Genomic DNA, 22,737 nt, shown 5'->3' with positions numbered 1-22,737 from the left:
CGTCAGAGGAGGGCGAGACACCGCATAGGGGCGAGGGATCCGGGAGACCGGGCCCCCGCTCGGCGCGTCGCCCGATCCGCCGAGCGCTTCGCTTTGGGTCAGCGTGCCGCCGACTCCACCAGGCCCGGCGCGCCGAGCGGTACGGCGTCGACCAGCGGGCCGTCGGTGGTGGCGCCGTGCACGGCGCGCAGCTCCGGGAGGACGGCGACCGGGGAGGACGGTGCCTGGAGGGTGAACCAGACGCACTTGCCGGACTCCCCGTGCGGGCGCACGCCCCAGCTCTCGCTCATCGCCTCGATGATGGCGAGGCCGCGGCCCGAGGTCGCGAACTCGTCCTCGTCGGCGGCTGGTTCGGCGACGCCCGGTATCCGGGGGTCGTTGTCGCGGACGGAGACGGTGAGGCGGTCGAGCAGCAGCGCGATCTCGACGGTGCACGTCTTGTCGGGCTGCGCGTGCCGGTGGACATTGGTCAGAAGCTCGGTGACACCGAGTGCGGCAAGGTCGATCAAGGAATCGAGATGCCAGTGGCGCAGCTGCGCCGTAACGATTCTGCGGACCTGACCGATCCGCGCCGGCAGAGCCTGGAGCTCCACCGTGCAGTACCTGCTGGGCTCGCTGATCACGGCTGCGACTCCCCGAAGTAGGTCCGGAAGAAGACGAAGATTCGGATCTGTCATGCGGTGTAGCAGGGCGGTGGGCTGGATCGCAGCGTCACCGCTCGGAAACCCTCAGTGAGGTGGTTCCAGCCTGAACCAGTGGTGACCGGGTCGCAACTCGCGGCGATCCGCCGCAGGTCAGAGAGGGTGGAGCGGGCTCTTGGGAGTCCGCGTCAGTGGTGTTGGCCGTGGCCGGTGGCCTTCTTCAGGGCCTCCAGGAGCCGCCCCGAGCCCGAGAGCCGGTAGCGCGTGCCGTTGACCGTCGCCACCGCCTCGTCGTCCTTGGCGAACCACGGGCGGCCCGCCCGCACCGTACCGAGCGGCGCGCTGTCGATCTCGCTGCCGTAACTCGTGAGCAGCGACAGGCGCCCGTCCTCGATCCGCACCTCGCCCGCGCGGGTCAGCGAGCGGGGCCAGCGGTCGATGCGTACCCCCGTGGCCGTGAACTCCGGCTCCGGTCCGGGCCCGGACCCGTGCTTCGACTCGCGCTCCGACATGGTGCTCCGCCCCCTTCGCGCAGGCTGTCCGCCTCCAGTGTGCCGGGCCGCGCCCGGGTGCACCAGCAGGCCGTCCACAAGGGACTCCTATGGACCCTCAAAGGGAACGTTTGCCCAGGTGAGAGCGGTATTGTCGGTGGGTGGGGAACACCCGTGGACACCCGCCACGACCCGGCACGACCCGCCACGAGCCTTCCCGCCGGACACCCCCGCGGGCACCGTGAGAAGAGGCAGACGCGCATGACCAGCACCATTGGCCCCATGGCCACCGTCGATGTCGACCGCAGCGACCCCGGCTACCGGTCCTGGCTCAAGGAGGCCGTGCGCAAGGTGCACGCCGACGCGAACCGCTCGGCCGACACCCATCTGCTGCGCTTCCCGCTGCCGGAGAGCTGGGGCATCGACCTGTACCTCAAGGACGAGTCGACCCACCCCACCGGCAGCCTCAAGCACCGGCTCGCCCGCTCGCTCTTCCTCTACGGCCTGTGCAACGGCTGGATCCGCCCCGGCGCGCCCGTCATCGAGGCGTCCAGCGGCTCGACCGCCGTCTCCGAGGCCTACTTCGCCAAGCTGATCGGCGTCCCCTTCATCGCCGTCATGCCGCGCACCACCAGCCCGGAGAAGTGCCGGCTCATCGAGTTCCACGGCGGCCGCTGCCACTTCGTCGACGACTCGCGCACCATGTACGAGGAGGCCGCCGCCCTCGCCGAGCGCACCGGCGGCCACTACATGGACCAGTTCACCTATGCCGAGCGGGCCACCGACTGGCGCGGCAACAACAACATCGCCGAGTCCATGTACCAGCAGCTGAAGCTGGAGCGCTATCCGGAACCCGCGTGGATCGTCGCCACCGCCGGCACCGGCGGCACCTCGGCCACCATCGCCCGCTATGTGCACTACATGCAGTACGACACCCGGATCTGTGTGGCCGACCCGGAGAACTCCTGTTTCTTCGACGGCTGGGTGCACGAGGACCCCGACGCCACCGCCGACTGCGGCTCGCGCATCGAGGGCATCGGCCGGCCCCGTATGGAGCCGAGCTTCGTGCCGGGCGCCGTCGACCGCATGATGAAGGTGCCGGACGCGGCCAGCGTGGCGGCGGTCCGCGCCCTGGAGGACGCCATCGGCCGCAAGGCGGGCGGCTCCACCGGCACCGGCCTGTGGAGCGCGCTGAAGATCGTCGCCGAGATGGTTGCCGAGCAGCGCACCGGCAGCGTCGTCACCCTGATCTGCGACCCGGGCGAGCGCTACCTCGACAAGTACTACTCGGACGACTGGCTGGCCGCCCAGGGCCTCGACATCGCGCCGTACAGCGCCGCTATCGACCGGTTCCTGGCGACGGGTGCCTGGCCGGAGTGAGCCGCCGGTCCAGGTTGCGCATCGCGTCCCGGAAGGACTTCCCGACGCCGGGCCGGGCGAGCCGCAGGGCCAGCCGGCAGGGGCCGTTGCCGTCCACGGCCATCGTCCAGCGCACCCGGGTGCCGTCCGCGGCGGGGGAGAGCAGCCACTCCTCCAGGAGTGCGGTCAGCCCCGGGGCGTTGGTGCGGTCGATCCGGTACGCGTAGCGCGCGGCCGGGTCGCTCGCCAGGATCGTCTCGCGGAACTCGATCCCGCCGCGCAGCCGGATCGTCCGCCCGGCGCCGCCGTCGGTCGGCGTCGCGGCGGTCACCGCGGTGAACCACGCGGGGGTGCTGCCGAGTTCCACCGCGAGCGAGCGGTACACCGCCGCGGGCGGGGCGGCAAGGTCGGCGGAGAAGACCAGGCGCAGGGGCGCGGACTCGGCGAAGTCGAGCTCCACCGGCCGGAGTCGGCGCTGCATGGCCGAACCTCCCGTCTCGGGGTCGTGGGCCCACCACCGTAACTGACAACCCGTCAGTGACGCAGCAGTCCGTCGAGCGCCCGTCCGAACACCCACCGGCCGGCCGCCGCGAGCACCGGGTCGAACACCGGGTCGCACACAGACGGCACGCCCCGCAGACGCAGCTCCTCGGTCCACACCACCCGGCTGCCGCCCGCCGCCGTCCCGGTCACCTCGAAGGCGGCCCGGCCGAGCACCACGCGGCCCCGCTTCTCCAGCCGGCACACGCCCGTACGGCCCGGCGCGGGCGGGGCGAACACCACGACCTCCATCGGGTCGTCGAAGCCGAACCGGCCGATTCCGGTCCGCGCCGTGAAGCGGGTGCCCACCCGGTTCGGGCCGGGCGTCAGGACGATCGTCCGGGTGAGCGGCACCCGCGCGCCGTGCGCCGGCCAGTCCGTGAGCCGCCGCCACACCTGGTCCGGCGCCGCCGCCACGGTCCGCTCGATCCGGAACCGGCTCACTCCGGCGCGCCCCCGTACGCCCCGCCGTCGCCCTCGTGGTGCCCGGAGCGCTCCTCCGCGTCCGGGTCCTCCGCGTCCGGGTCCTCCGCCTCGGGGTCGTCCTCGCCCGCCACCACGAGCCCCGGCAGATGCTCCGCCATCTCGGCCCGCACCCGCGGCGACACCCCCGGATCCGTCACCAGCGCGTCCACCTCGTCCAGCGTGGCGAAGGAACTCAGGCCCACCGTCCCCCACTTGGTGTGGTCCGCGACCACCACCACCCGCCGCGCCGCCTGCACGAGACGCCGATTGGTCTCCGCCTCCGCCAGATTGGGCGTGGACAGACCGGCCTCCACCGAGATGCCGTGCACCCCGAGGAACAGCGCGTCGAAGTGCAGCGAGCGGATCGCCTGGTCGGCCACCGGACCCACCAGCGCGTCCGACGGCGTCCGCACCCCGCCGGTCAGCACCACCGTCGCCGCGCCCGGCCGCGCCTCGCCGCCCGCGCCCGCCTGCTGCGCCTCGTGGAACACGTCCGCGACCCGCACCGAGTTGGTCACCACGGTCAGCTCCGGCACGTCGAGCAGCTGCCGGGCCAGCGCGTAGGTCGTCGTACCACCCGAAAGGGCGATGGCCGTGCCGGGCCGCACCATCCGCGCCGCCGCCCGAGCGATCTCCTCCTTCGCGCTCAGTTCGAGCACCGACTTCGCCTCGAAGCCCGGCTCGTGGACGCTCGCCTCGACCACCGGGACCGCGCCGCCGTGCACCTTGGCGACCATGCCCTGCCGGGCCAGTGCGTCCAGGTCCCGGCGGACGGTCATGTCGGAGACGTTCAGCCGGCGGGTCAGCTCGTTCACCCGTACACCGCCGCGCCGGCGCACCTCGTCGAGGATCAGCGCGCGTCGCTGTTCCGCCAACAGGTTCTGATGGTCACTCACCGCCGGGGCCGGTCCTTTCCGAAGGAATGGGGGAACAAAGGAGGAAGGGCGTCGGATTCCGTGAGGACGGCCCCGTCGTGGGCGGCCGTCCGCGATCCTGGGAACCGCCGGACCCTCCGGCCCGGTCCTCCACGGGAGATCCTCCCACCAAGAGAGCGAGTCACCGAAGTGTCCCCTGCCACACCCGACCCGAAGAACGGGGGTGCGGCGCTCGAACTGCTCGTCCACGGCGTGGGCGGAGCCACCCCGGCCGACATGCTGGACGACCCGCGCACGGTGCGGGTCACCGGTGACAGGACGGCCGCCGTGTTCCGCCGCAGGGACGACGTCGACGCCGAGGAACACCCCGAACGCCACGCCGAAGGGCCCGTGCCCGAGGCCTACTGCTGGTCCAACCTGACCTCCGGCAACGGCACCCGCGCCCTGTGGCTGCTGCTCCTGCCGTTCATGGTCGCCAACCTCGCCCACTGGATGCGCCCGCCCACCGAGGGCCGCCCCCGGCTCCTTCGCCTCTACGGCGTCCTCGTCCGGCTCGTCGCCCTCACCCTCACCGTGCTGCTCACCGCCGCCGCCTGCGAGGTCGCCCTCGACCTGACGGCCTGGCAGTGCGCGGGCTCCGCCGGCTGCGCCGGACACCGCTCCTGGCTCGGCTTCCTGTCCGCCGAGCGGGCCGGCTGGTGGTCCCAGCCCGGCCGCCGGCTCGCGCTCGCCGCCCTCGTGCCCGCCGCCCTCGTGGGCCTGCTCTGGTACCTGTCCAACCGCACCTGGAGCGCGTACGAGGCCCAGCGCCCGCCCACCGGATACGACGCCGACCCGGACGCCGAGCCGGCCCCCGCCCCCTCCGCCGGCGGCGACACCGAGGCCGCCGACACCACGACCCCCGCCCCCGCCACCCCGGTCGAACTCCGGCCCGCCCTCGGACGCCCCGGCTTCTGGTACGGCCGCCGGCTCGTCGCCCGACTGCGCGCCGCGCACACCGCCGCCGGGTTCCTCACCGTCGCCGCCGTCCTCGCCGCCGCCGCGGCGGGCCACGACCACCGGTCCGGTGCCGGCGGCACTCAGGAACTCCTCGGGCGGCTGCTCCAACTCGCCCTCGGCGTCCTCGCGTTCGTCGTCCTGTGGGTGGTCTGCCGCCGCGGCCGCAGCGAGCACCGGCTCGACCTGCGCATCGAACGCGCCCTGGTCTCCTGGCTGCCCGCCACCGCACTGCTGCTGCTCGCCCTCACCGCCGTCCACACCGGCTGGTCCCGCCCCGACTGGACCTCCGCCGGCACCCTGCCCGGCACCAGCCTCTTCGGCGTCCTCACCCTCGCCCAGGGCGGCCTGGTCGTCGCCCTCGCCGCGGTCGCCCTGCTGCTCCACAGCCCCCGCCGCGACCCGCGCACCGCTCTGTACGGGCTCGGCGGCCCCGCCACCGCCATGCTGGCCTGCGCCCTCGGCGGTGTCATGTCCGGCGGCGTCGCCCAGCGCGTCGCCGACTGGCTCGACGGCGCGGGCACCCCCGGCACCGGCGACGGCCCGATCACCGGACCGCCCGTGCTCCTCAGCTGGCAGGCCTCCGTCATCCCGGTGCTGCTCCTGCTGCTCCTCGCGCCCAGCGCGCTGCTCGTGGCCCGCACCGTGCTCGCCGGCCGCAGGCTCCGCCCGGTCGTCGACGCCGCCTACCGGCAGACCAACCCCGACCGGCTGCGCACCGACCAGATCGCGACGAGCAGAGCGCGCGCCGCGCTCACCGACTCCGCACCCGTGCTGATCGGCGTCGTCTCCGGTGCCACCCTGCTGCTCGGCGCGGCCTCCGTGGCCGGCGCCTGGGCCAGCGGGAACGTCCCCGGACGGGCCTTCGACGGCGCCCACCCCGCCGTCGCCTCGGTCGCCACCGCCGCCCAGTCCCTCGGCTCCTGGATGATCGGCTTCGGCTTCCTGCTCTTCGTCACCCTGGGCCGCCGCGCCTACAAGGACCGCTCCGCGCGCCGCACCATCGGCATCCTCTGGGACGTCGGCACCTTCTGGCCGCGCGCCGCCCACCCCTTCGCCCCGCCCTGCTACGCAGAGCGGGCCGTCCCCGACCTCAGCTGGCGGATGAGCTCCTGGACCCGGCAGACCGGCGGCCGCCTGGTCATCTCCGGCCACTCCCAGGGCAGCGTCCTCGCCGCCGCCGCGGTCTGGCAGCTGCCGCCCGCCACCCGCGGCCGGGTCGCCCTGCTCACCTACGGCTCGCCGCTCGAACGCCTCTACGGGCGCTGGTTCCCCGCCTACTTCGGCCCCGAGGCGCTGCGCGGCCTGCACCGCACCGTGCACTGCTGGAGCAACCTCTACCGGGCCACCGATCCCATCGGCGGCCCCGTCAGGGTCCCGGCCGAGGGCGACCGGCCGGACGTCGACCGGCCCGAACTCCTCGACCCCGTCGCGTACGGCCGCACCCGCGAACACCCGCTGCCGGAACCGATCCTGGGCCACTCCGACTACCAGGCCGACCCGGCCTTCGCCGCCGCCCGCGCCGCCCTGCTCGACCGGCTGCCGCCCGCGCTGCCCCGGCAGCGCCACAACACCGCGACCGCTCAGGGGAGTTCGGGAAGATCCTCGGGATAGAGCAGGGTCAGGTCGTCCGTGCTCGGCTCCGCGAGCGCGGCGACCCGGCCCGCGTGCCGCTCCACCATCGCCTCGAAGGTCTGGCGCGCGGTGCGCCCGTTGCCGAAGGTGGGGCCCTTGGGCAGCTCGGCGAAATACTTCTCCAGGGCCTCGCCGCTCCCCTCCGCGAGCCGGTACTCGTGGTCCTCGGCCTGCTGCTCCACGATCCGCAGCAGCTCCTGCGGAACGTAGTCGGAGAAGCTGATGGTCCGTGAGAAACGCGAGGCCACACCGGGGTTGACGGTGAGGAAGCGCTCCATCTCCGCCGTGTAGCCGGCGACGATCACCACCACCGCGTCCCGGTGGTCCTCCATCAGCTTCACCAGCGTGTCGATCGCCTCGCGCCCGAAGTCCCGCCCCGAGTCCTCCGGCGCGAGCGCGTACGCCTCGTCCACGAACAGCACGCCGCCGCGGGCCCGGTCGAAGGCCTCCTGGGTGCGGATCGCCGTCGAGCCGATGTGCTCGCCCACCAGGTCGACCCGGGACACCTCGACCAGGTGGCCCCGCTCCAGCACCCCGAGCGCGGCGAGCACCTCGCCGTAGAGCCGCGCCACCGTCGTCTTGCCGGTGCCCGGGTTGCCGGTGAAGACCAGATGGCGGCGCGCGGACACGGCCTTGAGCCCCGCCTCCTGCCGCCGCCGCCCCACCTCGATCATGTTGGTCAGCGTCCGCACCTCGTGCTTGACGCTCTCCAGACCCACCAGCGCGTCCAGCTGGCCGAGCACCTCCTGCGAGGACCGCGAGGCCGCCGCCTCCGGGACGGCCGGTGCCTGGGCCGGCGCCACGGCGGGGGAGCGCGGCGCGGGCACCGTGCCGAGCAGCCCGCCCGTCGACCGGATGGCGGTGAGCACCCCGCCGGGCTCCGGCGCCGCCGGGGTGCGCACCTGGCTCTCGTCGCTGGTGCAGTCCTCCGCGACCGGGCCCTCCTCGGGGAACTCGTAACCCCCGCGCGAGCAGCGCTCCGTACGGCACTTGCGCAGCGTCGTACGGCAGCCGTCCATCACATGGAAGCCGTAACCGCCGCTGCCGGTCACCCGGCAGCCCAGGAAGGAGCCGCGGCCCTCCGCCGACACGTAGAAACCGGCCTCGGCGGGCGAGGTGACCGTGCACCGCTCGATCGTCGGGTCCGCGCCCTTGGTGACGATGACCCCGGTCTGCACCGCGTCGATGGTGCAGCCGCCGAGCGTGCCGCCGCTGCCGTGGTCCCGGAACCAGGCGCCCGTGGACGCCTCCCGGATCCGGCAGTCGTCCAGCTGCGCCGTGGCCCCGTCGCTCACCGACACGGCGGTGTTCCGCACCTGCGACAGATCGCTGTCGACGACGTCCGCGCGCGAGCCCCGGTCGAGGACGAACAGCGCGTCCGGCACGTCGTGCACCCGGCAGGAGTCCAGCACGGCCGTGGCGCCGTCGCTCACCCACACCGCCGGATAGTCGCCCGTACTGTCGTGGATCTCGCACTGGTTGGCGTCCACCCGGGTCCCCGGGTCCCACACCGAGAGCCCGTTGCGCCCGAACCGCCGCACCGTGGACCGGGTCAGCGTCAGGACCGAACGGGACCGCAGGTCCACCGCGTTCTCCGGCACGTCGTGGATGTCGCAGTCGGACAGCGTCAGTACGGCGTCGGTGTCCAGGGTGATGCCGTCGGCCGAGGTCCGGTGCACCGTCGAGTCCGTGAGGTGCGCGGTCGCCCGGGACGCGATCTGCAGCCCGGCGCCCTTGATCTCGTACACCTCGCAGCCGATGCCCTCCAGACCGCTGCCCTCCCCGGTCACCGCGATCCCGGCGCCCGAGGCGTGGTGCACCCGGCAGCGCTCGAGCCGCGGATGCCCGCCGCCGCGCACCGAGACCCCCGACTGCCCGGCGGAGACGATCTCGCACTCCTCGAACACCCCGCCCGCGCCGTCGAGTACGGCGAGCCCGACCCCGGCCGGATTGTCGACGGTGCAGCGCCGCACCGTCGGCCGGGCCGCGCCCCGCACCTCCAGACCGGCCGCCGACCTGGTCACGATCCGCAGGTCGAGCAGCTCGGGCGTGCCGTCCTCGACGAGCAGCGCCGGCGCCGCCGCGTCCTGCCCCTCGATGTGCAGCTCCTGGAGCGTGGCCGAGGCCCGTACGGTCAGCGGCACGCCGTCGGCGGGCGCGATCCGCACCGAGCCGACCGACCCGTCGCCGCCGCGGAGGGTGACGGCCCGCCGGATGACGAGGTTCTCCCGGTAGGTGCCCGGGGCCACGGTGAGGACGTCCCCGTCGCCCGCGGCCTCCAGGGCGGCGGCGAGGGAGGGATACTCGCCCGTGCGGCGCCGCCACCGCGACGTACCGGTGTGCGTCACCTGGACCGTGCCCTGTGCCATGGGTGTGCTCTGCCCCCACCTCGTGTGCGTCGACGCTGTGCCTGCTGCTCTGCTGCTCTGCTGCGCTGCTGTTCTGCTCTGCTGCTCGGACTGCCGGAGCGGGCCGGTGCGAAGACCGGGGCCGGGATCCGATGCCCCACCGTAGCGCGCGCGGAGCCGCCGGGTTGACGGGTCGCCCGGCTCCCCGTCACCGGGTTCCGTCGCCGGGTCAGCTGCCCGTCCCGGTACGCCCCCAGTCCGGACCGACCTGGGCCCAGGCGCGGTCGAGACGCGCGTACCGCCGCCGCATCAGCCGGTGTACGACGAGGCGCCGGGCGGACTCGACCAGGAAGGCGGAGAGCAGCGCCACCGTCAGTCCGGCGATCAGCGCGTGCGCGCGGGCGGTGTCCGGGTGCATCGGCGGGGTGACCGCCCGGCCCGTGCGGTCCGTCCACAGCGGGAAGACGGCGCCCGCGTGCGCGTGGTCCCGTGACGTGGTCACCGTCCCGGTGCGCGCGCTGCCGTCGGGCGCCGTCCAGCGCGCCACCACGGCGGGCCGCAGCGGCTCCTCGGCACCCGGATCCGCGTTCCGGTCGGCCGCGGATTCGGCCTCGGCGGGGGTGTCGGCGGTGCGCACCACCTGGGCCACGGTCGGCACCCGTTCCTGCTGCTGGAGGCGTACGGAGTGCTGCAGCGAGGTGTTGGCGGAGACCCCGGCGGCCCAGCCGGCCGCCGGCACGGCGAGGAAGAGCAGGAACGCGGCCATGACCGCGACCCAGGCCTCGACCAGGTCGGTGGTCCGGCGCAGCGGATTGTGCCGCCAGCGCCAGAGCCCCGTGGCTGCACGCACGCTCCGCACCCCCTCGTCTCGTCGGCCGCCCGCGAAGGGCCACTCGGCGGTTGCCGCTCTTCCAACGAGTGTCCCCCCGGGGTGGGTTCCGCGCCTCTCGGGAGGAATTTCGGCCGATGCGGGAGTGGACGCCGGCCGCGGGGGTGGCGGAGGTGCCGCAGGTGGCGGGGGTCAGTCGAGGATCTTGACCGGGTCGCCGACCCGGACCACGCCCCGGTGCTCGGGCACCAGGTTCTGTCCGAAGAGCAGCCGGTTGCCCTGCGCGCGGTGCCGGGCCAGGGTGCGCAGCGGCTCCTTGCCGCGCTCGCCGGTGCCCTGGTCGGTGGTGGTCACGACGCAGCGGGCGCAGTCGCGGGCGACCCGGAAGACGACGTCGCCGACGGCGATGCGCCGCCAGCCGTCCTCGGCCCAGGGCGCGGTGCCGTCGACGACCAGGTTCGGCCGGAACCGGTTCATCGGCAGCGGGCCCTCGTCGGCGTGATCGCCCTGTGCGATCAGGGAGTTGAGTGCGTCGAGGGAGGAGGTGGTGGTGACCAGGAGCGGATAGCCGTCGGCGAAGCTGACGGTCTCGCCGGGCAGCGCGAAGTCGGGGTCGACGGGCCGGCGGCGGGCCGGGTCGTCCATGTGGACGAGCCGCACCGGGCTGTCCAGATAGGCGGTGAACCAGGCGTCGGCGGCCGGATCGGCCGGCACGCCCCGGACCGTGGTGCCGAAGACGTCCACCGGGATCGTCCCGGTCTCGTCGTCGGCCGTCTCCACCGGCGCCGGTACGCGTACGGTCAGCGGCTCGAGGCCGGGTCCGGAGAGGGTGACGGAGCCGTCGGGCAGCAGTTCGGCGGAGGCCAACGCCAGCCGTGCGTGCTGGCGTTGGGTCACGACCTTCCCCGCGGTGTCCACCGTGGCCCAGCGGCGGTCACCGGCCAGTCCCCATGGCTGGACCTCCGCTTCCGCGGGGGCGAACCCGCGCAGTGCCTTGACCGGGTGGACATGGACGGAGCGCAAGACAGGATTCGGCATGCCCTCATCCTGCCAGTCGCTCCGCCGGGTCCGGAGGTCAGTACCCGCGGCCCTGGTAGGGGCGGTTGTACGGGTCGTCGTACGGCGCGGGGGCGGGTGCCGGCGCGGGGCGCGGCGCCGCCGGGCGCATCGCCTCGTACCCGCCGGCCATCGGGCGCGGCTGCTGCGGCGCCTGGGGGCCCGGGTAGCCGCGCGGGGCGGCGGGCTGCTGCGGGATGTAGGGGGTGGGCGCGGCCTGCAGCGGCACCGGGGCCATCAGCTGGGTGGCCGGGGCGGGCGCCATGTGCTGCGCGGGCTGCGGGTAGCCGTAGCCGCCGGCGTGGCCGTGACCATGGCCGTAGGCCGGGGCGGGGGGCTGCGGGGAGGGCGCCGCCGGGAGGGCGGGCAGGGCCGCGGGCAGCGCCGGCAGATAGCTGCCGCCGCCGGCGTAGCCGTGGCCGGTGTCGTACGCGGAGGGCACTCGGATCGGGGCGATCTGAGGCGTGCCCCGTTCTGCGACGAGGGAGTCGTAGATCGGGGTGTCGGGGAACGACGGCGCGGTGTAGTAACCGCCTCCGTAGGTGGAGCGCGGGGAGGTCATGGCCATAAGTTAAGCCCACGATGTGCTGGATGGGGAGCCCGATAAGCGGGTTGTTTGACGGGTTCGTTGAGACCACCGATCGGCAATGTGAGCGAACCTGGCAAAAACGGTCGCCCGGCGCGTCCAAGATCCTGAAAAACCCGAGATGGGGAGGGGTTACCCGCGGGTCGGGAAGGGTAGTGGGGGCTCTCGTTCCGGTGTGCGCGTCAAGGAATCCTGACGTGTGCGGCGCCGGAAGTTCACGGAAGCTACATGTCCGGCGCGCGGAATTGGCGGGGTGTTCGGTAACTCCGGAGGTAACTCCGGGGAGGGGAATGTCGTGAACCCGTCACCGTGTCGTCGCTGCGCGTGTCGGAAAAGGCGGGCGGCGGTGCGGAGTTCACCCGCTCGTTTATGTGCATGGGGCAGTGATTCCCCCTGGGGGCCGGGTGTGCCCGGGAAGGGTCAGCGGTCCGGGGCCGCCTCGGGGCGCGCGTAGGTGCGTCCCTTCCACGCGGCGCCCCGGCCCCGGTAGTGCTGGACGGCCGAGTCCACCGTCATCAGCAGATAGAGCAGCGCGGTGAAGGGGAGCAGCGGCGCGAGCCACGGCGGCTGCCGGTAGTAGCGGAGCATCGGCAGATACGTGCCCGCCATCACCGCCCACGCGAGCCCGCCCGCCCAGGCCGCCGCGGCGTCCCCGGAGAGCAGCCCGGCGACCAGCGTGCCCGGCGGCGCCAGATAGACCAGGGCCAGACCCGCGACCGTCCCCGCGAGCAGCAGCGGGTTGTGCCGCAGCTGGGCATAGGCGCTGCGCGACACCATCCGCCACAGATCGGCGAGCCGCGGATACGGACGGATGCTGTCCACCCGCTCGGCGAGCCCCAGCCACACCCGGCCGCCCGCCCGGCGCACCGCCCGGGCCAGCGACACGTCGTCGATCACCGCCTGCCGGATCGCCGTCGGCACCCCGGCCCGCTCCGCCGTCTCCGCCCGCAGCAGCACACAGCCGCCGGCCGCCGCCGTCGCCAGCGGCCGGCGCCGGTTGATCCAGCGGAAGGGATAGAGCTGGCAGAAGAAGTAGACGAAGGCCGGCACGACCAGCCGCTCCCAGCCGCTCGCCACCCGCAGCCGCGCCATCTGCGACACCAGGTCGAGCCGGTGCCCGGTCGCCGCCTCCACCAGAAGCCGGAGGCTGTCCGGCTCGTGCGCGATGTCCGCGTCCGTAAGGAGCAGGAATTCGGGTCCACGCGTGCGTGCCAGCGCCATGCCGTGCCGCAGCGCCCACAGCTTGCCCGTCCAGCCCGGCTCCGGTTCGCCCGGCGAGACCACCGTCAGCGGCAGCCCGCCGTGGCAGGCGGCCAGCTCGGCGGCGAGCCGCCCGGTGCCGTCCGAGCTGCCGTCGTCCACCAGGATCACCTCGGCCCGCCCCGGATAGTCCTGGGCGAGCAGCGACGGCAGGCTCAGCGGCAGCACCTCGGCCTCGTCCCGGGCCGGCACCACCACCACGACCCCCGGCCACCGCGCCGGGGCCCCTACGGGCGCGGGCAGCCGCTGGTCGGTGCGCCAGAAGAAGCCCTGGCCCAGGAGCAGCCACGCCCAGACGGCCAGAGCGGCGATCGCGATCCACGCAAGCGGGCTCATTCGCCGCAGTCTGCCCCAGATCGCCGGGGAATCAAGGGTGGTCGGCTAGGGTGACCGGGTGAAGATCGCACTGATGGACTCCGGAATCGGCCTGCTCCCGGCAGCGGCGGCGGTCCGCCGCATGCGGCCCGACGCGGACCTGGTGCTGTCCTCCGACCCCGACGGCATGCCCTGGGGCCCGCACACCCCCGAGGAGATCACCGAGCTCGCCCTCGCCGTCGCCCGGGCCGCCGCCGCGCACGAGCCCGACGCCCTGATCGTCGGCTGCAACACCGCCACCGTGCACGCCCTGCCCGCCCTGCGGGCCGCGCTCGAGCCCCGTATCCCGGTGATCGGCACCGTGCCCGCGATCAAGCCCGCAGCGGTCGACGGCGGCAAGGTGGCCATCTGGGCCACCCCCGCCACCACCGGCAGCCCGTACCAGCGCGGACTGATCCAGGAGTTCGCCGGCGGCGCGCACGTCACCGAGGTGCCCTGCCCCGGTCTCGCCGACGCCGTCGAGCACGACGACGCCGATGCGGTACGCCGGGCCGTCGCCGCGGCGGCCGCGCTGACGCCCCCGGACGTGCGGGCCCTCGTCCTCGGCTGCACCCACTACGAGCTCGTCGAGGAGCAGATCCGGGCGGCCCTGCCGCGGGCCGAGGGGCAGCCGGAGCTCGTTTTCCACGGCTCCGCCGGGGCAGTCGCCGCACAGGCGCTGCGGCGGATCGGCGCCGAGGCCGACCCCGCGGCGGCCCCCACGGGCGGCCTGACCGTGCTGCACAGCGGCCGGCCGGGCGCGCTCACCCCGGCCGCGCTCGCCTACGCGCAGGGTCGCGTCCTCGCGGCGGCGGCCGTCGCGCACTGAACGTGTCCGGACGGCTCCGCCGAGGCGCCGCGACTGCGGAACGTGCGTAGGCTGTCACCATGAGGGACCACTCCCAGAACCCGGGTCCCGAGGGACCCGCACCCCCGGTCTGGACCGGTCGCGCGACCAACCGGCTGCAATGGCTGCCGGCCGTCGGCGGGGGCGCCTGCCTCGCGCTCGGCGTGCTGCTCGCGGTCCAGTCGCCCTGGGCATCGGGCGACGCCCCGCTCCTGATGGCCGTCATCGGCTGCATCGCCGCCGGCCTTCTCGTCCTCTTCGGCACCCTCGCCTTCGTCCACGTCGCCGTCCGGGTCGACCACCGGGCGATGGAGGTGCGCTGCGGCCACATCGGCGTCCCGCGCCGCCGCATCCCCCTCTCCCACGTGGTCGGCGCCGACTTCGCCCCCTCCGTCACCCCGCGCCAGTGGGGCGGCTGGGGCTACCGCTGGCGCCCCGAGAAGGGCACCGCCGTCGTCGTCCGCCGCGGCGAGGGCCTGGTCCTGCGCCTCGGCGACGGCCGCACCTTCACCGTCACGGTCGACGACGCCGAATCCGCCGTCCGCGCCATCCGCACCCTCCTCCACCGCACCTCCCCGCCGACCCCGACGGCACCGACGGGCCCGGCGGGGGCCTGAGCGGGCGGGTGCGGGGCGGGCAGGGCCGGCCGGGCGACCCGTTGCCGGGTGCCGACCGGGCCGTACGGGGTACCGGCCCCGTACCGCCGCCGTACCCGCCGTGCGACGGGCGCTGGCCCGAGCCCGGGGCCCGTACGCCGTCTCCGTCCCGTACCGCCGCCGGTCGCGGCCCGGCGGGGCGCGTGGGGTGGGCCGCGCTCCTGGTGAGGGCGCTTCGCGCCGTAGACTCCGGCACGTGAGCACCGCCATCGCACCCGCCGACGCGCCCGAGTCCACCCCCGCCCCGGAGGGGGCCCGCGGTCTGCGGCGGCTGCTGCGGCCCGGCGCGGCCGTCGTGGCCGGGCTGATGCTCTTCCTGAGCTTCCCGCCCCGGCCCCTGTGGTGGCTCGCGCTGCCCGCGTTCGCGCTGCTCGGCTGGACGCTGCGGGGCCGCCGGCCGCGGGCCGGGTTCGGTCTCGGCTATCTGGCCGGGCTCGGCTTCCTGCTGCCGCTGCTCGTGTGGACCGGCGAGGAGGTCGGGCCCCTGCCGTGGGTCGCCCTCGCCGCGGTGTCGGCCCTGTTCGTCGGAGCCGTCGGCCTCGGCATCGCCGTGGTCTCCCGGCTGCCCGCCTGGCCCGTGTTCGCCGCCGCCGTGTGGGTGCTCGGGGAGGCGGCACGCGCGCGCGTGCCGTTCGGCGGCTTCCCCTGGGGCAAGATCGCCTTCGGCCAGGCGGACGGTGTCTTCCTGCCGCTCGCCGCCGTCGGCGGCACCCCGGTGCTCGGCTTCGCCGTCGCCCTGTGCGGCTTCGGCCTGTACGAGGTGCTGCGCCTGGTCCTCGCCCGGCGCGCCGCGACCCGTACCCGAACCGACGAGCAGGACGCCGCTCCCGCCCCGGCGCCCGCGCGCGGGCCGCTGCTCGCCGCCGCGCTCGCCGTCCTGGTGCCGGTCACCGGCGCGCTCGCGGCGCTCCCGCTGGTGTCCGACGCCCCGGAGGACGGCACCGCCACCGTCGCCGCCGTGCAGGGCAACGTGCCCCGCCTCGGCCTGGACTTCAACTCCCAGCGGCGCGCCGTCCTCGACAATCACGCCAACCGCACCCGCGAGCTCGCCGCCGCCGTGAAGGCCGGCAAGGAGCCGCAGCCCGACTTCGTGCTGTGGCCGGAGAACTCCTCCGACATCGACCCGTACGCCAACGCCGACGCCTACCAGGTGATCGACGAGGCGGTCCTGGAGGTGAACGCGCCGACCGTGATCGGCGCCGTCATCGCCCCCGAGACCGGCAAGCTGCGCAACACCCTCATCCAGTGGAACCCCGGCAAGGGCCCGGTCGCCGAGTACGACAAGCGACACGTGCAGCCCTTCGGCGAGTACATCCCGATGCGTTCCTTCGTCCGCCTCTTCAGCAGCGACGTCGACCGGGTGCGCCGCGACTTCGGGCCGGGCGGCAAGGTGGGCGTCTTCGACCTGGCCGGTACGAAGGTGGGCCTCGCCACCTGTTACGAGGCGGCCTTCGACTGGGCGGTCCGGGACACCGTGACCCATGGCGCCCAGCTGATCACCGTGCCCAGCAACAACGCCACCTTCGGGCGCAGCGAGATGACCTACCAGCAGCTCGCCATGTCCCGGGTGCGCGCCGTCGAGCACAGCCGCAGCGTGGTCGTCCCGGTCACCAGCGGCGTCAGCGCGATCATCCGGCCCGACGGCACCATCGTCGCGAAGACGGCGATGTTCACCCCGGACGTCCTCGTCGAGAAGGTGCCGCTGCGCTCCTCGCTGACCCCGGCGACCCGGATGGGCACCCTGCCCGAGGCGTTGCTCGTCGCGGTCGCCGTGGCCGGTCTCGGCTGGTCGGTGACCCGCTCGGTGCGCGCCCGGCGCGCCGCCCGTACCGCCTGAGCACTGCGGACCGGAGCAGCCCGGAGCGAGCCGCGGCGGACCGGTCCGGGACCGGACCGCGACCGGTCCCGGCCGTAGATGATCTAGGGTCGAGTCATGGGCACCCCTGACTTCATCCGCGACATCCGGGCCTCGGCCGGCCACCAGCTGCTGTTCCTGCCGGGCGTCTCCGCCGTCGTCTTCGACGACCGGGGCCGTGTGCTGCTCGGGCGCCGGGCGGACACCGGGATGTGGGCGATCGTCGGCGGCATCGTCGAGCCCGGCGAGCAGCCCGCCGCCTGCGCCGTGCGCGAGGTGTACGAGGAGACCGGCGTGCACTGCGAGGTCGAGCGGGTCGTACTCGTACAGACCCTGCGCAAGCCGGTGGTCTACCCCAACGGCGACCAGTGCCAGTTCCTGGACGTGTCCTTCCGCTGCCGGGCCGTCGGCGGCGAGGCCCGGGTCAACGACGAGGAGTCGACCGAGGTCGGCTGGTTCGAGCTGGACGCCCTGCCCGAGATGAAGCGTTTCTCCCACTTCCGTATCGAGCAGGCCCTGAAGGACGAACCCACATGGTTCGACCCCAGCCACCAGAGCTGAACTATGTGTGCGGCGCACATCGGTCGGGGGTGGGGCGCTTCATAAGGTGCGGAGCATGAACGCCCCCATCGCCACGGGACCCGTTCCCGACCGGGCCGTCGCGCCCCGGCCCGCCCCCGGGTCCGTCACCCTCGACCTCTCCGGGCGCACCGCGCTCGTCACCGGCGCCGCCGGCGGCATCGGGCGCGCCTGCGCGCTGCGGCTCGCCGCCGCCGGAGCCCGGGTCAGAGCCGTCGACCGGGCCGCCGAAGGCCTCGACGCCCTCACCGAGGCGGCCCGGGGCCTGCCCGGCGCCGTCGAGGCGCGGCTGCTCGACCTCACCGACCTCGACGCCGCCGAGGGCGCCGCCGCGGGCGCCGACATCCTGGTGAACAACGCCGGGCTCCAGCTCGTCCGGCCCCTCCACGAGTTCCCGCCGGAGGTCTTCCACACCGTCCTCACCGTGATGCTGGAGGCCCCGTTCCGGCTGATCAGGGGCGCCCTTCCGGAGATGTACGCACGGGGCTGGGGCCGGATCGTGAACATCTCCTCCGTCCACGGCCTGCGCGCCTCCGCCTACAAGTCCGCCTACGTGGCTGCCAAGCACGGCCTGGAGGGCCTGTCCAAGACCGCCGCCCTCGAAGGCGCCCCGCACGGCGTGACCTCCAACTGCGTCAGCCCCGGCTATGTGCGCACGCCGCTCGTCGAGCGGCAGATCGCCGACCAGGCCGCCGTCCACGGGATTCCCGCCGAGCGGGTGCTGACCGAGGTGCTCCTGAAGGACTCGGCACTCAAGCGGCTGATCGAGCCCGAGGAGGTCGCTGAGGCTGTGCTGTACCTGTGCACCCCGCAGGCCTCCTTCGTCACGGGCGCCTCGCTCGCCCTCGACGGGGGTTGGACCGCCCACTAGGGACCGCCACCTGGAGACCTCGCCCCGCCGGGCACCCCTGCGTTGTCCACAGGCGGTTGTCCACAGGGCTGGTGCGACCCCCGGTACGGCAGGTATCCCTGTGACCATGACCCACGAACAGGCCGTCTACCTGGAGCTCCTCGCCCGCGGCGCCGCCACCGAGGCGTACGACCGCCCCGTGCTGCTCGCCCGCGCGAGCGGTACGGGACCGGACGAGCTGGCCGAGCTCGAGCGGACCAAACAGCTCGCCCTGCGGGTCCGCGCCGAGCTGGAGGGCCGGCGCCGCCGCGAGGCCGAGCTGTCCGCGCTCTTCGAGACCGCCCACGACCTGGCCGGCCTGCGCGACCTCGACGACGTGCTGCGCGCCATCGTGCAGCGCGCCCGCTCCCTGCTCGGCACCGAGGTCGCCTACCTCAGCCTCAACGACCCGGTGCGCGGCGACACCTACATGCGGGTCACCGAGGGCTCCGTCTCCGCCAGGTTCCAGCAGGTCAGACTCGGCATGGGGGAGGGGCTCGGCGGCCTCGTGGCGCAGACCGCCCGGCCCTACGTCACCGACGACTACTTCCGGGACGAGCGCTTCCAGCACACCGAGGCCATCGACAGCGCCGTCGGCGACGAGGGGCTGGTCGCCATCCTCGGCGTGCCGCTCACCCTCGGCAGCCAGGTCATCGGCGTGCTCTTCGCCGCCGACCGGCGCGCCCGGGTCTTCGAGCGCGAGCAGGTCGCCCTGCTCGGCTCCTTCGCCGCGCACGCCGCCGTCGCCATCGACACCGCCAACCTGCTCGCCGAGACCCGCTCCGCGCTCGCCGAGCTGGAGCGGGCCAACGACATCATCCGCGAGCACAGCGGCGTCATCGAGCGGGCCTCCGAGGTCCACGACCGGCTCACCGAACTCGTCGTGCGCGGCGGCGGCGTCCACGACGTGACCGCCGCCGTCTCCGAAGTCCTCGGCGGCACCGTCGAGTTCGTCGAGGAGCGGCCCGGCCCGGCCGCGCGCGCCGAGGGGCACGCCACCCGGGACGGCGACGACTGGATCGCCGCCGTCTCCGCCGGCGGCGAGAGTTTCGGTGCCCTCGTCCTGTACGACCGGCCCGGCCTCGACCCGGTCGACCTGCGCACGCTGGAGCGGGCCGCCCTCGTCACCTCCCTGCTGCTGCTCGCCCGCCGCTCCGCCGGCGAGGCCGAGCAGCGGGTCCGCGGCGAGCTCCTGGACGACCTGCTCGACGCCCCCGACCGCGACCGGCGCCTGCTGCGCGAGCGCGCCGCCCGGCTGTACACCGACACCGACGCCCCGCACGTCGTCCTCGCCGCCCGCGTCGACGGGGCGGGGGCCGGCGGGGAGACCGACAGCGCCGGACGGGAGAGCGCGGACCGGCAGCGGCTGCGCTCCGCCGCCTCGCATCTGGCCGCGACCCGGCACGGCCTGGCCTCCGCACGCGACGGCGGCACCGTCCTGCTGCTGCCGCTGGGCCCCGGCGAGACCGCCGCCGAACTCGCCCGGCAGACCGCGCGCCACCTCGGCGGCGCGCTCCACGAACCCGTCACCGTCGGCGCCTCCGCCCCCGTCACGGCACCCCTCGCCCACCCCGACCGGGTCGCCCCCGCCTACGAGGAGGCCCGCCGCTGCCTCGACGCCCTGCGCCTGCTGCGCCGGCCGGGCGAGGGCGCCGCCGCCGAGGACCTCGGCTTCCTCGGGTTGCTGCTCGCCGACACCCGGGATATCGAGGGCTTCGTCGAGCGGACCATCGGGCAGGTCGTCGCCTACGACCGGCGCCGCGGCACCGACCTGGTGCGCACCCTGGACGCCTACTTCGCCAGCGGCATGAGCCCCGCCCGCACCAAGGACGACCTCCACGTGCACGTCAACACCGTGGCCCAGCGCCTGGAGCGGATCGGCCGGCTCCTCGGACCCGACTGGCAGGCACCTGCCCGCGCCCTGGAGATACAGCTGGCCCTCCGGCTGCACGCCCTCTCCTCGGCCGTCATACGCTGACGGCGCCCCGCCCGACCCCCGACCCGCCCCCGCTCAGCGCCCCCAGGAGGCCGCCCGATGCCCGGACGTCCCGCAGACCTGCCGCTCACCGGCATCACCGTCGTCAGCCTCGAACAGGCGGTGGCCGCCCCCTTCGCCACCCGCCAGCTGGCCGACCTCGGCGCCCGTGTGATCAAGGTCGAGCGGCCCGGCGACGGCGACTTCGCCCGGCGCTACGACACCACCGTGCACGGCGAGTCCAGCTATTTCGTCTGGCTCAACCGCTCCAAGGAGTCGCTCACCCTCGACCTGAAGACGGACGCGGGCCGCGAGGTCCTGGAGCGGCTGCTCGCCCGCGCCGACGTCTTCGTGCAGAACCTCGCCCCCGGCGCCGCCGACCGCCTCGGGCTCGCCCCCGAGGCCCTCGCCGAGCGCTTCCCCTCCCTCATCCCGGCCGGCCTCTCCGGCTGGGGCACCAGCGGCCCGTGGTCCGAGCGCAAGGCCTACGACCTGCTCGTGCAGTGCCAGACCGGCCTGGTCTCGCTCACCGGCAACGAGCACGGCACCGCCCGCGCCGGGATCTCCGTCGCCGACATCGCCGGCGGCATGTATCTGTACAGCGGCATCCTCACCGCCCTCTTCACCCGCGCCACCACCGGCCGGGCCCGGGCCGTCGAGGTCTCCCTGTTCGAGGCGCTCGCCGAGTGGATGCACCAGCCCGCCTACTACACCCGCTTCGGCGGCACCCAGCCGCCGCGCATCGGCACCCGGCACGCTACCATCGCCCCCTACGGCGCCTTCACCGCCGCCGACGGCAAGGACGTGCTGTTCTCCATCCAGAACGAGCGCGAATGGGCCGCCCTGTGCGAGCGGTTCCTCCAGCGGCCGGAGCTCACCGGCGATCCGCGCTTCGCCACCGGCTCCGACCGGGTCGCCCACCGCGAGGAGCTGGACGCCCTGGTCGCCCGGCGGTTCACGGAGCTGGACAGCGCCGCCGCGGGCCGGATCCTCGACGAGGCCGGCATCGCCAACGCCGGTGTCAACGACATGGCCGCGTTCCTCGACCACCCGGTGCTCGAGGCGCGCGAGCGCTGGCACGACGTACGGATACCCGGCGGCACGCCCGTACCCGCGCTCCTGCCGCCCGTCGACCTGGCCGGCACCGCACCGCGCATGGACCCCGTCCCCGGCATCGGCGAACACACCGACGACCTGCTCGCCGAACTCGGCTACGGGGCCGCCGACATCGCGGCGATGCGCGCCGCCCACGCCGTCTGACACCCCCGCCTCAGGGCGTCCGGTACGGCATCCTCAGCACCCGCCACCGAGAGGGCCCGTACGGGCTACTCCCGGAGGGCCCGTTCGGCCGCGCGGGCCTCGCGCAGGGAGGTGTGCACCGACCAGACCACCGAGACCAGGGGGACGGCGACGACCGCGCCCACCATTCCGGCCGCGATCGAGCCGGCGATGACGGAGACGGCGACGACCAGAGGGTGGAGGCGCACCGCCCAGCTCATCACCAGGGGGTGCAGCAGATGGCCCTCGATCTGGCCGATCACCACGATCAGGGCGATGACGATCCCCGCCACCAGCGGGCCCTTCGACGCGAGGGCCACGACGGCGGCGACCGCGAGGGCGATGGGCGAGCCGATCAGCGGGATGAAGGCCGCCGCGAACTCGAGGAGGGCGAGCGGCACCGCGAGCGGCACGCCGAGCAGCCAGAGGGCGAGGCCGACGAGGACGGCGTTGATCGCCGCGACGAGGACGATCCCGTGGGTGTAGCCGGTGAAGGTGCGCCAGGCCGCGCGCCCGCCGATCTCCGTGTGGGACCGCACCGACGCCGGCAGCTGCTCGCGGAACCAGGACCACTGGCGGTCGCCCGAGTGGATGAAGAAGACCGAGCTGAACAGCGCGAGCGCGAGGGTGGTCAGCACTTCGACCAGCCGGCCGGCCCCGCTCAGCGCCTGGCTGAGCAGGGTGGAGCGGTGGCTCGACAGATACTGCCCGACGCGTTCCTGCACATCGGTGAGCGCCTGGGGGTTCAGCCGGAACGGCGGCTGCTCCAGCCAGTGCTCGATCCGCCCGACGCCGTCCCGGAACTCCCGTACCAGGGTCGTCCGCTCGCCCGCGACCGCCTCGCCGACCAGCGCCAGGATGCCCAGGACCAGCGCGATGCTGCCGAGCAGCGTCAGGGTCACCGCCAGCGGGCGCGGCAGCCCGCGGGCCACGAGGTCCGCCACCGGCCGCAGCAGCGCGGTGATCACCAGGCCGAGGAAGACCGCCACCCCGATCTCGTGGAATCGGCCGAGCACCGCGAAGAGCCCGTAGACGAGCGTGCCGACGACCAGCAGCCGCCACGCGTAGGCGGCGGCCGTACGGAGAAAGGGGGCGACCGCGGGTGGCGAGCCTGGCTGCATGGGCTCGACGTACCACCCCCGCGCCGGCCGGCAACCCGCCGGCCCGCACATTCCCCCGACCGGACCCGGAGCCAACCCGGCCCCCCGGCGAGCCGGACCCTC

The 22,737-nt window shown here is 74.5% G+C and carries 20 protein-coding genes; 9 read left to right on the top strand and 11 right to left on the bottom strand.

The features are described from left to right. Nucleotides 1-98: 98 nt before the first annotated feature. A complete protein-coding gene (locus tag JAO84_RS02990; protein ID WP_265868865.1) occupies nucleotides 99-623 on the bottom strand; it encodes an ATP-binding protein in 525 nt (174 codons plus the stop codon). A 206-nt stretch (nucleotides 624-829) separates the two neighbouring features. Next, nucleotides 830-1,153: a hypothetical protein gene (locus JAO84_RS02985; protein WP_370410122.1), complete on the bottom strand. Its 324-nt coding sequence runs from the start codon at nucleotides 1,151-1,153 to the stop codon at nucleotides 830-832. Between the two features lie 240 nt (nucleotides 1,154-1,393). On the opposite strand from JAO84_RS02985, the gene JAO84_RS02980 reads away from it, so the two are divergent. After that, nucleotides 1,394-2,512 (top strand): PLP-dependent cysteine synthase family protein, encoded by a 1,119-nt coding sequence (locus JAO84_RS02980; protein ID WP_274711180.1) that lies wholly within the window; start codon nucleotides 1,394-1,396, stop codon nucleotides 2,510-2,512. Here JAO84_RS02980 and JAO84_RS02975 read toward each other — a convergent pair. The 3 genes from JAO84_RS02975 to JAO84_RS02965 are packed head-to-tail and all read right to left on the bottom strand — an operon-like array spanning nucleotide 2,472 to nucleotide 4,392. Beyond that, nucleotides 2,472-2,972 carry an SRPBCC family protein gene (locus tag JAO84_RS02975; RefSeq protein WP_370410120.1) on the bottom strand — a complete coding sequence of 167 codons (501 nt, stop codon included), beginning with the start codon at nucleotides 2,970-2,972 and terminating at the stop codon, nucleotides 2,472-2,474. The genes JAO84_RS02980 and JAO84_RS02975 overlap by 41 nt on opposite strands. A 53-nt stretch (nucleotides 2,973-3,025) precedes the next feature. Then, on the bottom strand, nucleotides 3,026-3,475 hold the full coding sequence (locus JAO84_RS02970) for an SRPBCC family protein (protein ID WP_370410119.1): 450 nt from the start codon (nucleotides 3,473-3,475) through the stop codon (nucleotides 3,026-3,028). Further along, nucleotides 3,472-4,392, bottom strand: a complete 921-nt coding sequence (locus JAO84_RS02965; protein WP_370410118.1) for a DeoR/GlpR family DNA-binding transcription regulator — start codon at nucleotides 4,390-4,392, stop codon at nucleotides 3,472-3,474. Before JAO84_RS02965 ends, JAO84_RS02970 begins: the two co-directional genes overlap by 4 nt. A 168-nt stretch (nucleotides 4,393-4,560) precedes the next feature. Between JAO84_RS02965 and JAO84_RS02960 the strand changes: the two genes are divergently transcribed. Further along, nucleotides 4,561-6,981: a hypothetical protein gene (locus JAO84_RS02960; RefSeq protein ID WP_370410116.1), complete on the top strand. Its 2,421-nt coding sequence runs from the start codon at nucleotides 4,561-4,563 to the stop codon at nucleotides 6,979-6,981. Here the strand turns inward: JAO84_RS02960 and JAO84_RS02955 are convergent. The 5 genes from JAO84_RS02955 to JAO84_RS02935 form a co-directional block, all read right to left on the bottom strand. Further along, nucleotides 6,951-9,371, bottom strand: a complete 2,421-nt coding sequence (locus tag JAO84_RS02955) for a right-handed parallel beta-helix repeat-containing protein (protein WP_370410114.1) — start codon at nucleotides 9,369-9,371, stop codon at nucleotides 6,951-6,953. The genes JAO84_RS02960 and JAO84_RS02955 overlap by 31 nt on opposite strands. Nucleotides 9,372-9,579: 208 nt before the next feature. Next, nucleotides 9,580-10,200: a hypothetical protein gene (locus tag JAO84_RS02950; RefSeq protein WP_370410112.1), complete on the bottom strand. Its 621-nt coding sequence runs from the start codon at nucleotides 10,198-10,200 to the stop codon at nucleotides 9,580-9,582. A 171-nt stretch (nucleotides 10,201-10,371) separates the two neighbouring features. Further along, the gene (locus JAO84_RS02945) at nucleotides 10,372-11,217 is read right to left on the bottom strand and encodes an MOSC domain-containing protein (RefSeq protein WP_370410110.1); all 846 of its coding nucleotides are present in this window, start codon (nucleotides 11,215-11,217) and stop codon (nucleotides 10,372-10,374) included. A 37-nt stretch (nucleotides 11,218-11,254) separates the two neighbouring features. After that, nucleotides 11,255-11,797 carry a DUF6643 family protein gene (locus JAO84_RS02940; RefSeq protein WP_370410108.1) on the bottom strand — a complete coding sequence of 181 codons (543 nt, stop codon included), beginning with the start codon at nucleotides 11,795-11,797 and terminating at the stop codon, nucleotides 11,255-11,257. Between the two features lie 444 nt (nucleotides 11,798-12,241). Beyond that, nucleotides 12,242-13,417 carry a glycosyltransferase gene (locus JAO84_RS02935; protein ID WP_370410106.1) on the bottom strand — a complete coding sequence of 392 codons (1,176 nt, stop codon included), beginning with the start codon at nucleotides 13,415-13,417 and terminating at the stop codon, nucleotides 12,242-12,244. A gap of 58 nt (nucleotides 13,418-13,475) precedes the next feature. On the opposite strand from JAO84_RS02935, the gene JAO84_RS02930 reads away from it, so the two are divergent. The 7 genes from JAO84_RS02930 (at nucleotide 13,476) to JAO84_RS02900 (ending at nucleotide 21,496) form a co-directional block, all read left to right on the top strand. Further along, the gene (locus tag JAO84_RS02930) at nucleotides 13,476-14,264 is read left to right on the top strand and encodes a glutamate racemase (protein WP_370410104.1); all 789 of its coding nucleotides are present in this window, start codon (nucleotides 13,476-13,478) and stop codon (nucleotides 14,262-14,264) included. Nucleotides 14,265-14,323: 59 nt separating this feature from the next. Further along, nucleotides 14,324-14,899, top strand: a complete 576-nt coding sequence (locus JAO84_RS02925) for a hypothetical protein (RefSeq protein WP_370410102.1) — start codon at nucleotides 14,324-14,326, stop codon at nucleotides 14,897-14,899. A gap of 235 nt (nucleotides 14,900-15,134) precedes the next feature. Next, nucleotides 15,135-16,775, top strand: coding sequence for an apolipoprotein N-acyltransferase (lnt, locus tag JAO84_RS02920; RefSeq protein ID WP_370410100.1), 1,641 nt, complete (start codon nucleotides 15,135-15,137; stop codon nucleotides 16,773-16,775). 96 nt (nucleotides 16,776-16,871) lie between these two features. Further along, nucleotides 16,872-17,354, top strand: a complete 483-nt coding sequence (locus JAO84_RS02915) for an NUDIX domain-containing protein (RefSeq protein WP_370410098.1) — start codon at nucleotides 16,872-16,874, stop codon at nucleotides 17,352-17,354. Between the two features lie 55 nt (nucleotides 17,355-17,409). Then, nucleotides 17,410-18,243, top strand: coding sequence for a 3-hydroxybutyrate dehydrogenase (locus tag JAO84_RS02910; protein WP_370410097.1), 834 nt, complete (start codon nucleotides 17,410-17,412; stop codon nucleotides 18,241-18,243). Nucleotides 18,244-18,349: 106 nt separating this feature from the next. Beyond that, nucleotides 18,350-20,239 (top strand): helix-turn-helix domain-containing protein, encoded by a 1,890-nt coding sequence (locus tag JAO84_RS02905; protein ID WP_370410095.1) that lies wholly within the window; start codon nucleotides 18,350-18,352, stop codon nucleotides 20,237-20,239. A 57-nt stretch (nucleotides 20,240-20,296) separates the two neighbouring features. Next, nucleotides 20,297-21,496 carry a CaiB/BaiF CoA transferase family protein gene (locus JAO84_RS02900; protein WP_370410093.1) on the top strand — a complete coding sequence of 400 codons (1,200 nt, stop codon included), beginning with the start codon at nucleotides 20,297-20,299 and terminating at the stop codon, nucleotides 21,494-21,496. Between the two features lie 65 nt (nucleotides 21,497-21,561). Here the strand turns inward: JAO84_RS02900 and JAO84_RS02895 are convergent, their stop codons facing one another. Then, on the bottom strand, nucleotides 21,562-22,635 hold the full coding sequence (locus tag JAO84_RS02895) for an AI-2E family transporter (protein ID WP_370410091.1): 1,074 nt from the start codon (nucleotides 22,633-22,635) through the stop codon (nucleotides 21,562-21,564). Between the last annotated feature and the right edge of the window lie 102 nt (nucleotides 22,636-22,737).

The organism is Streptomyces fradiae, assembly GCF_041270065.1.
In the GTDB taxonomy this organism is placed as follows: Bacteria; Actinomycetota; Actinomycetes; order Streptomycetales; family Streptomycetaceae; genus Streptomyces.
This window is presented reverse-complemented; position numbering and strand designations above follow the sequence as displayed.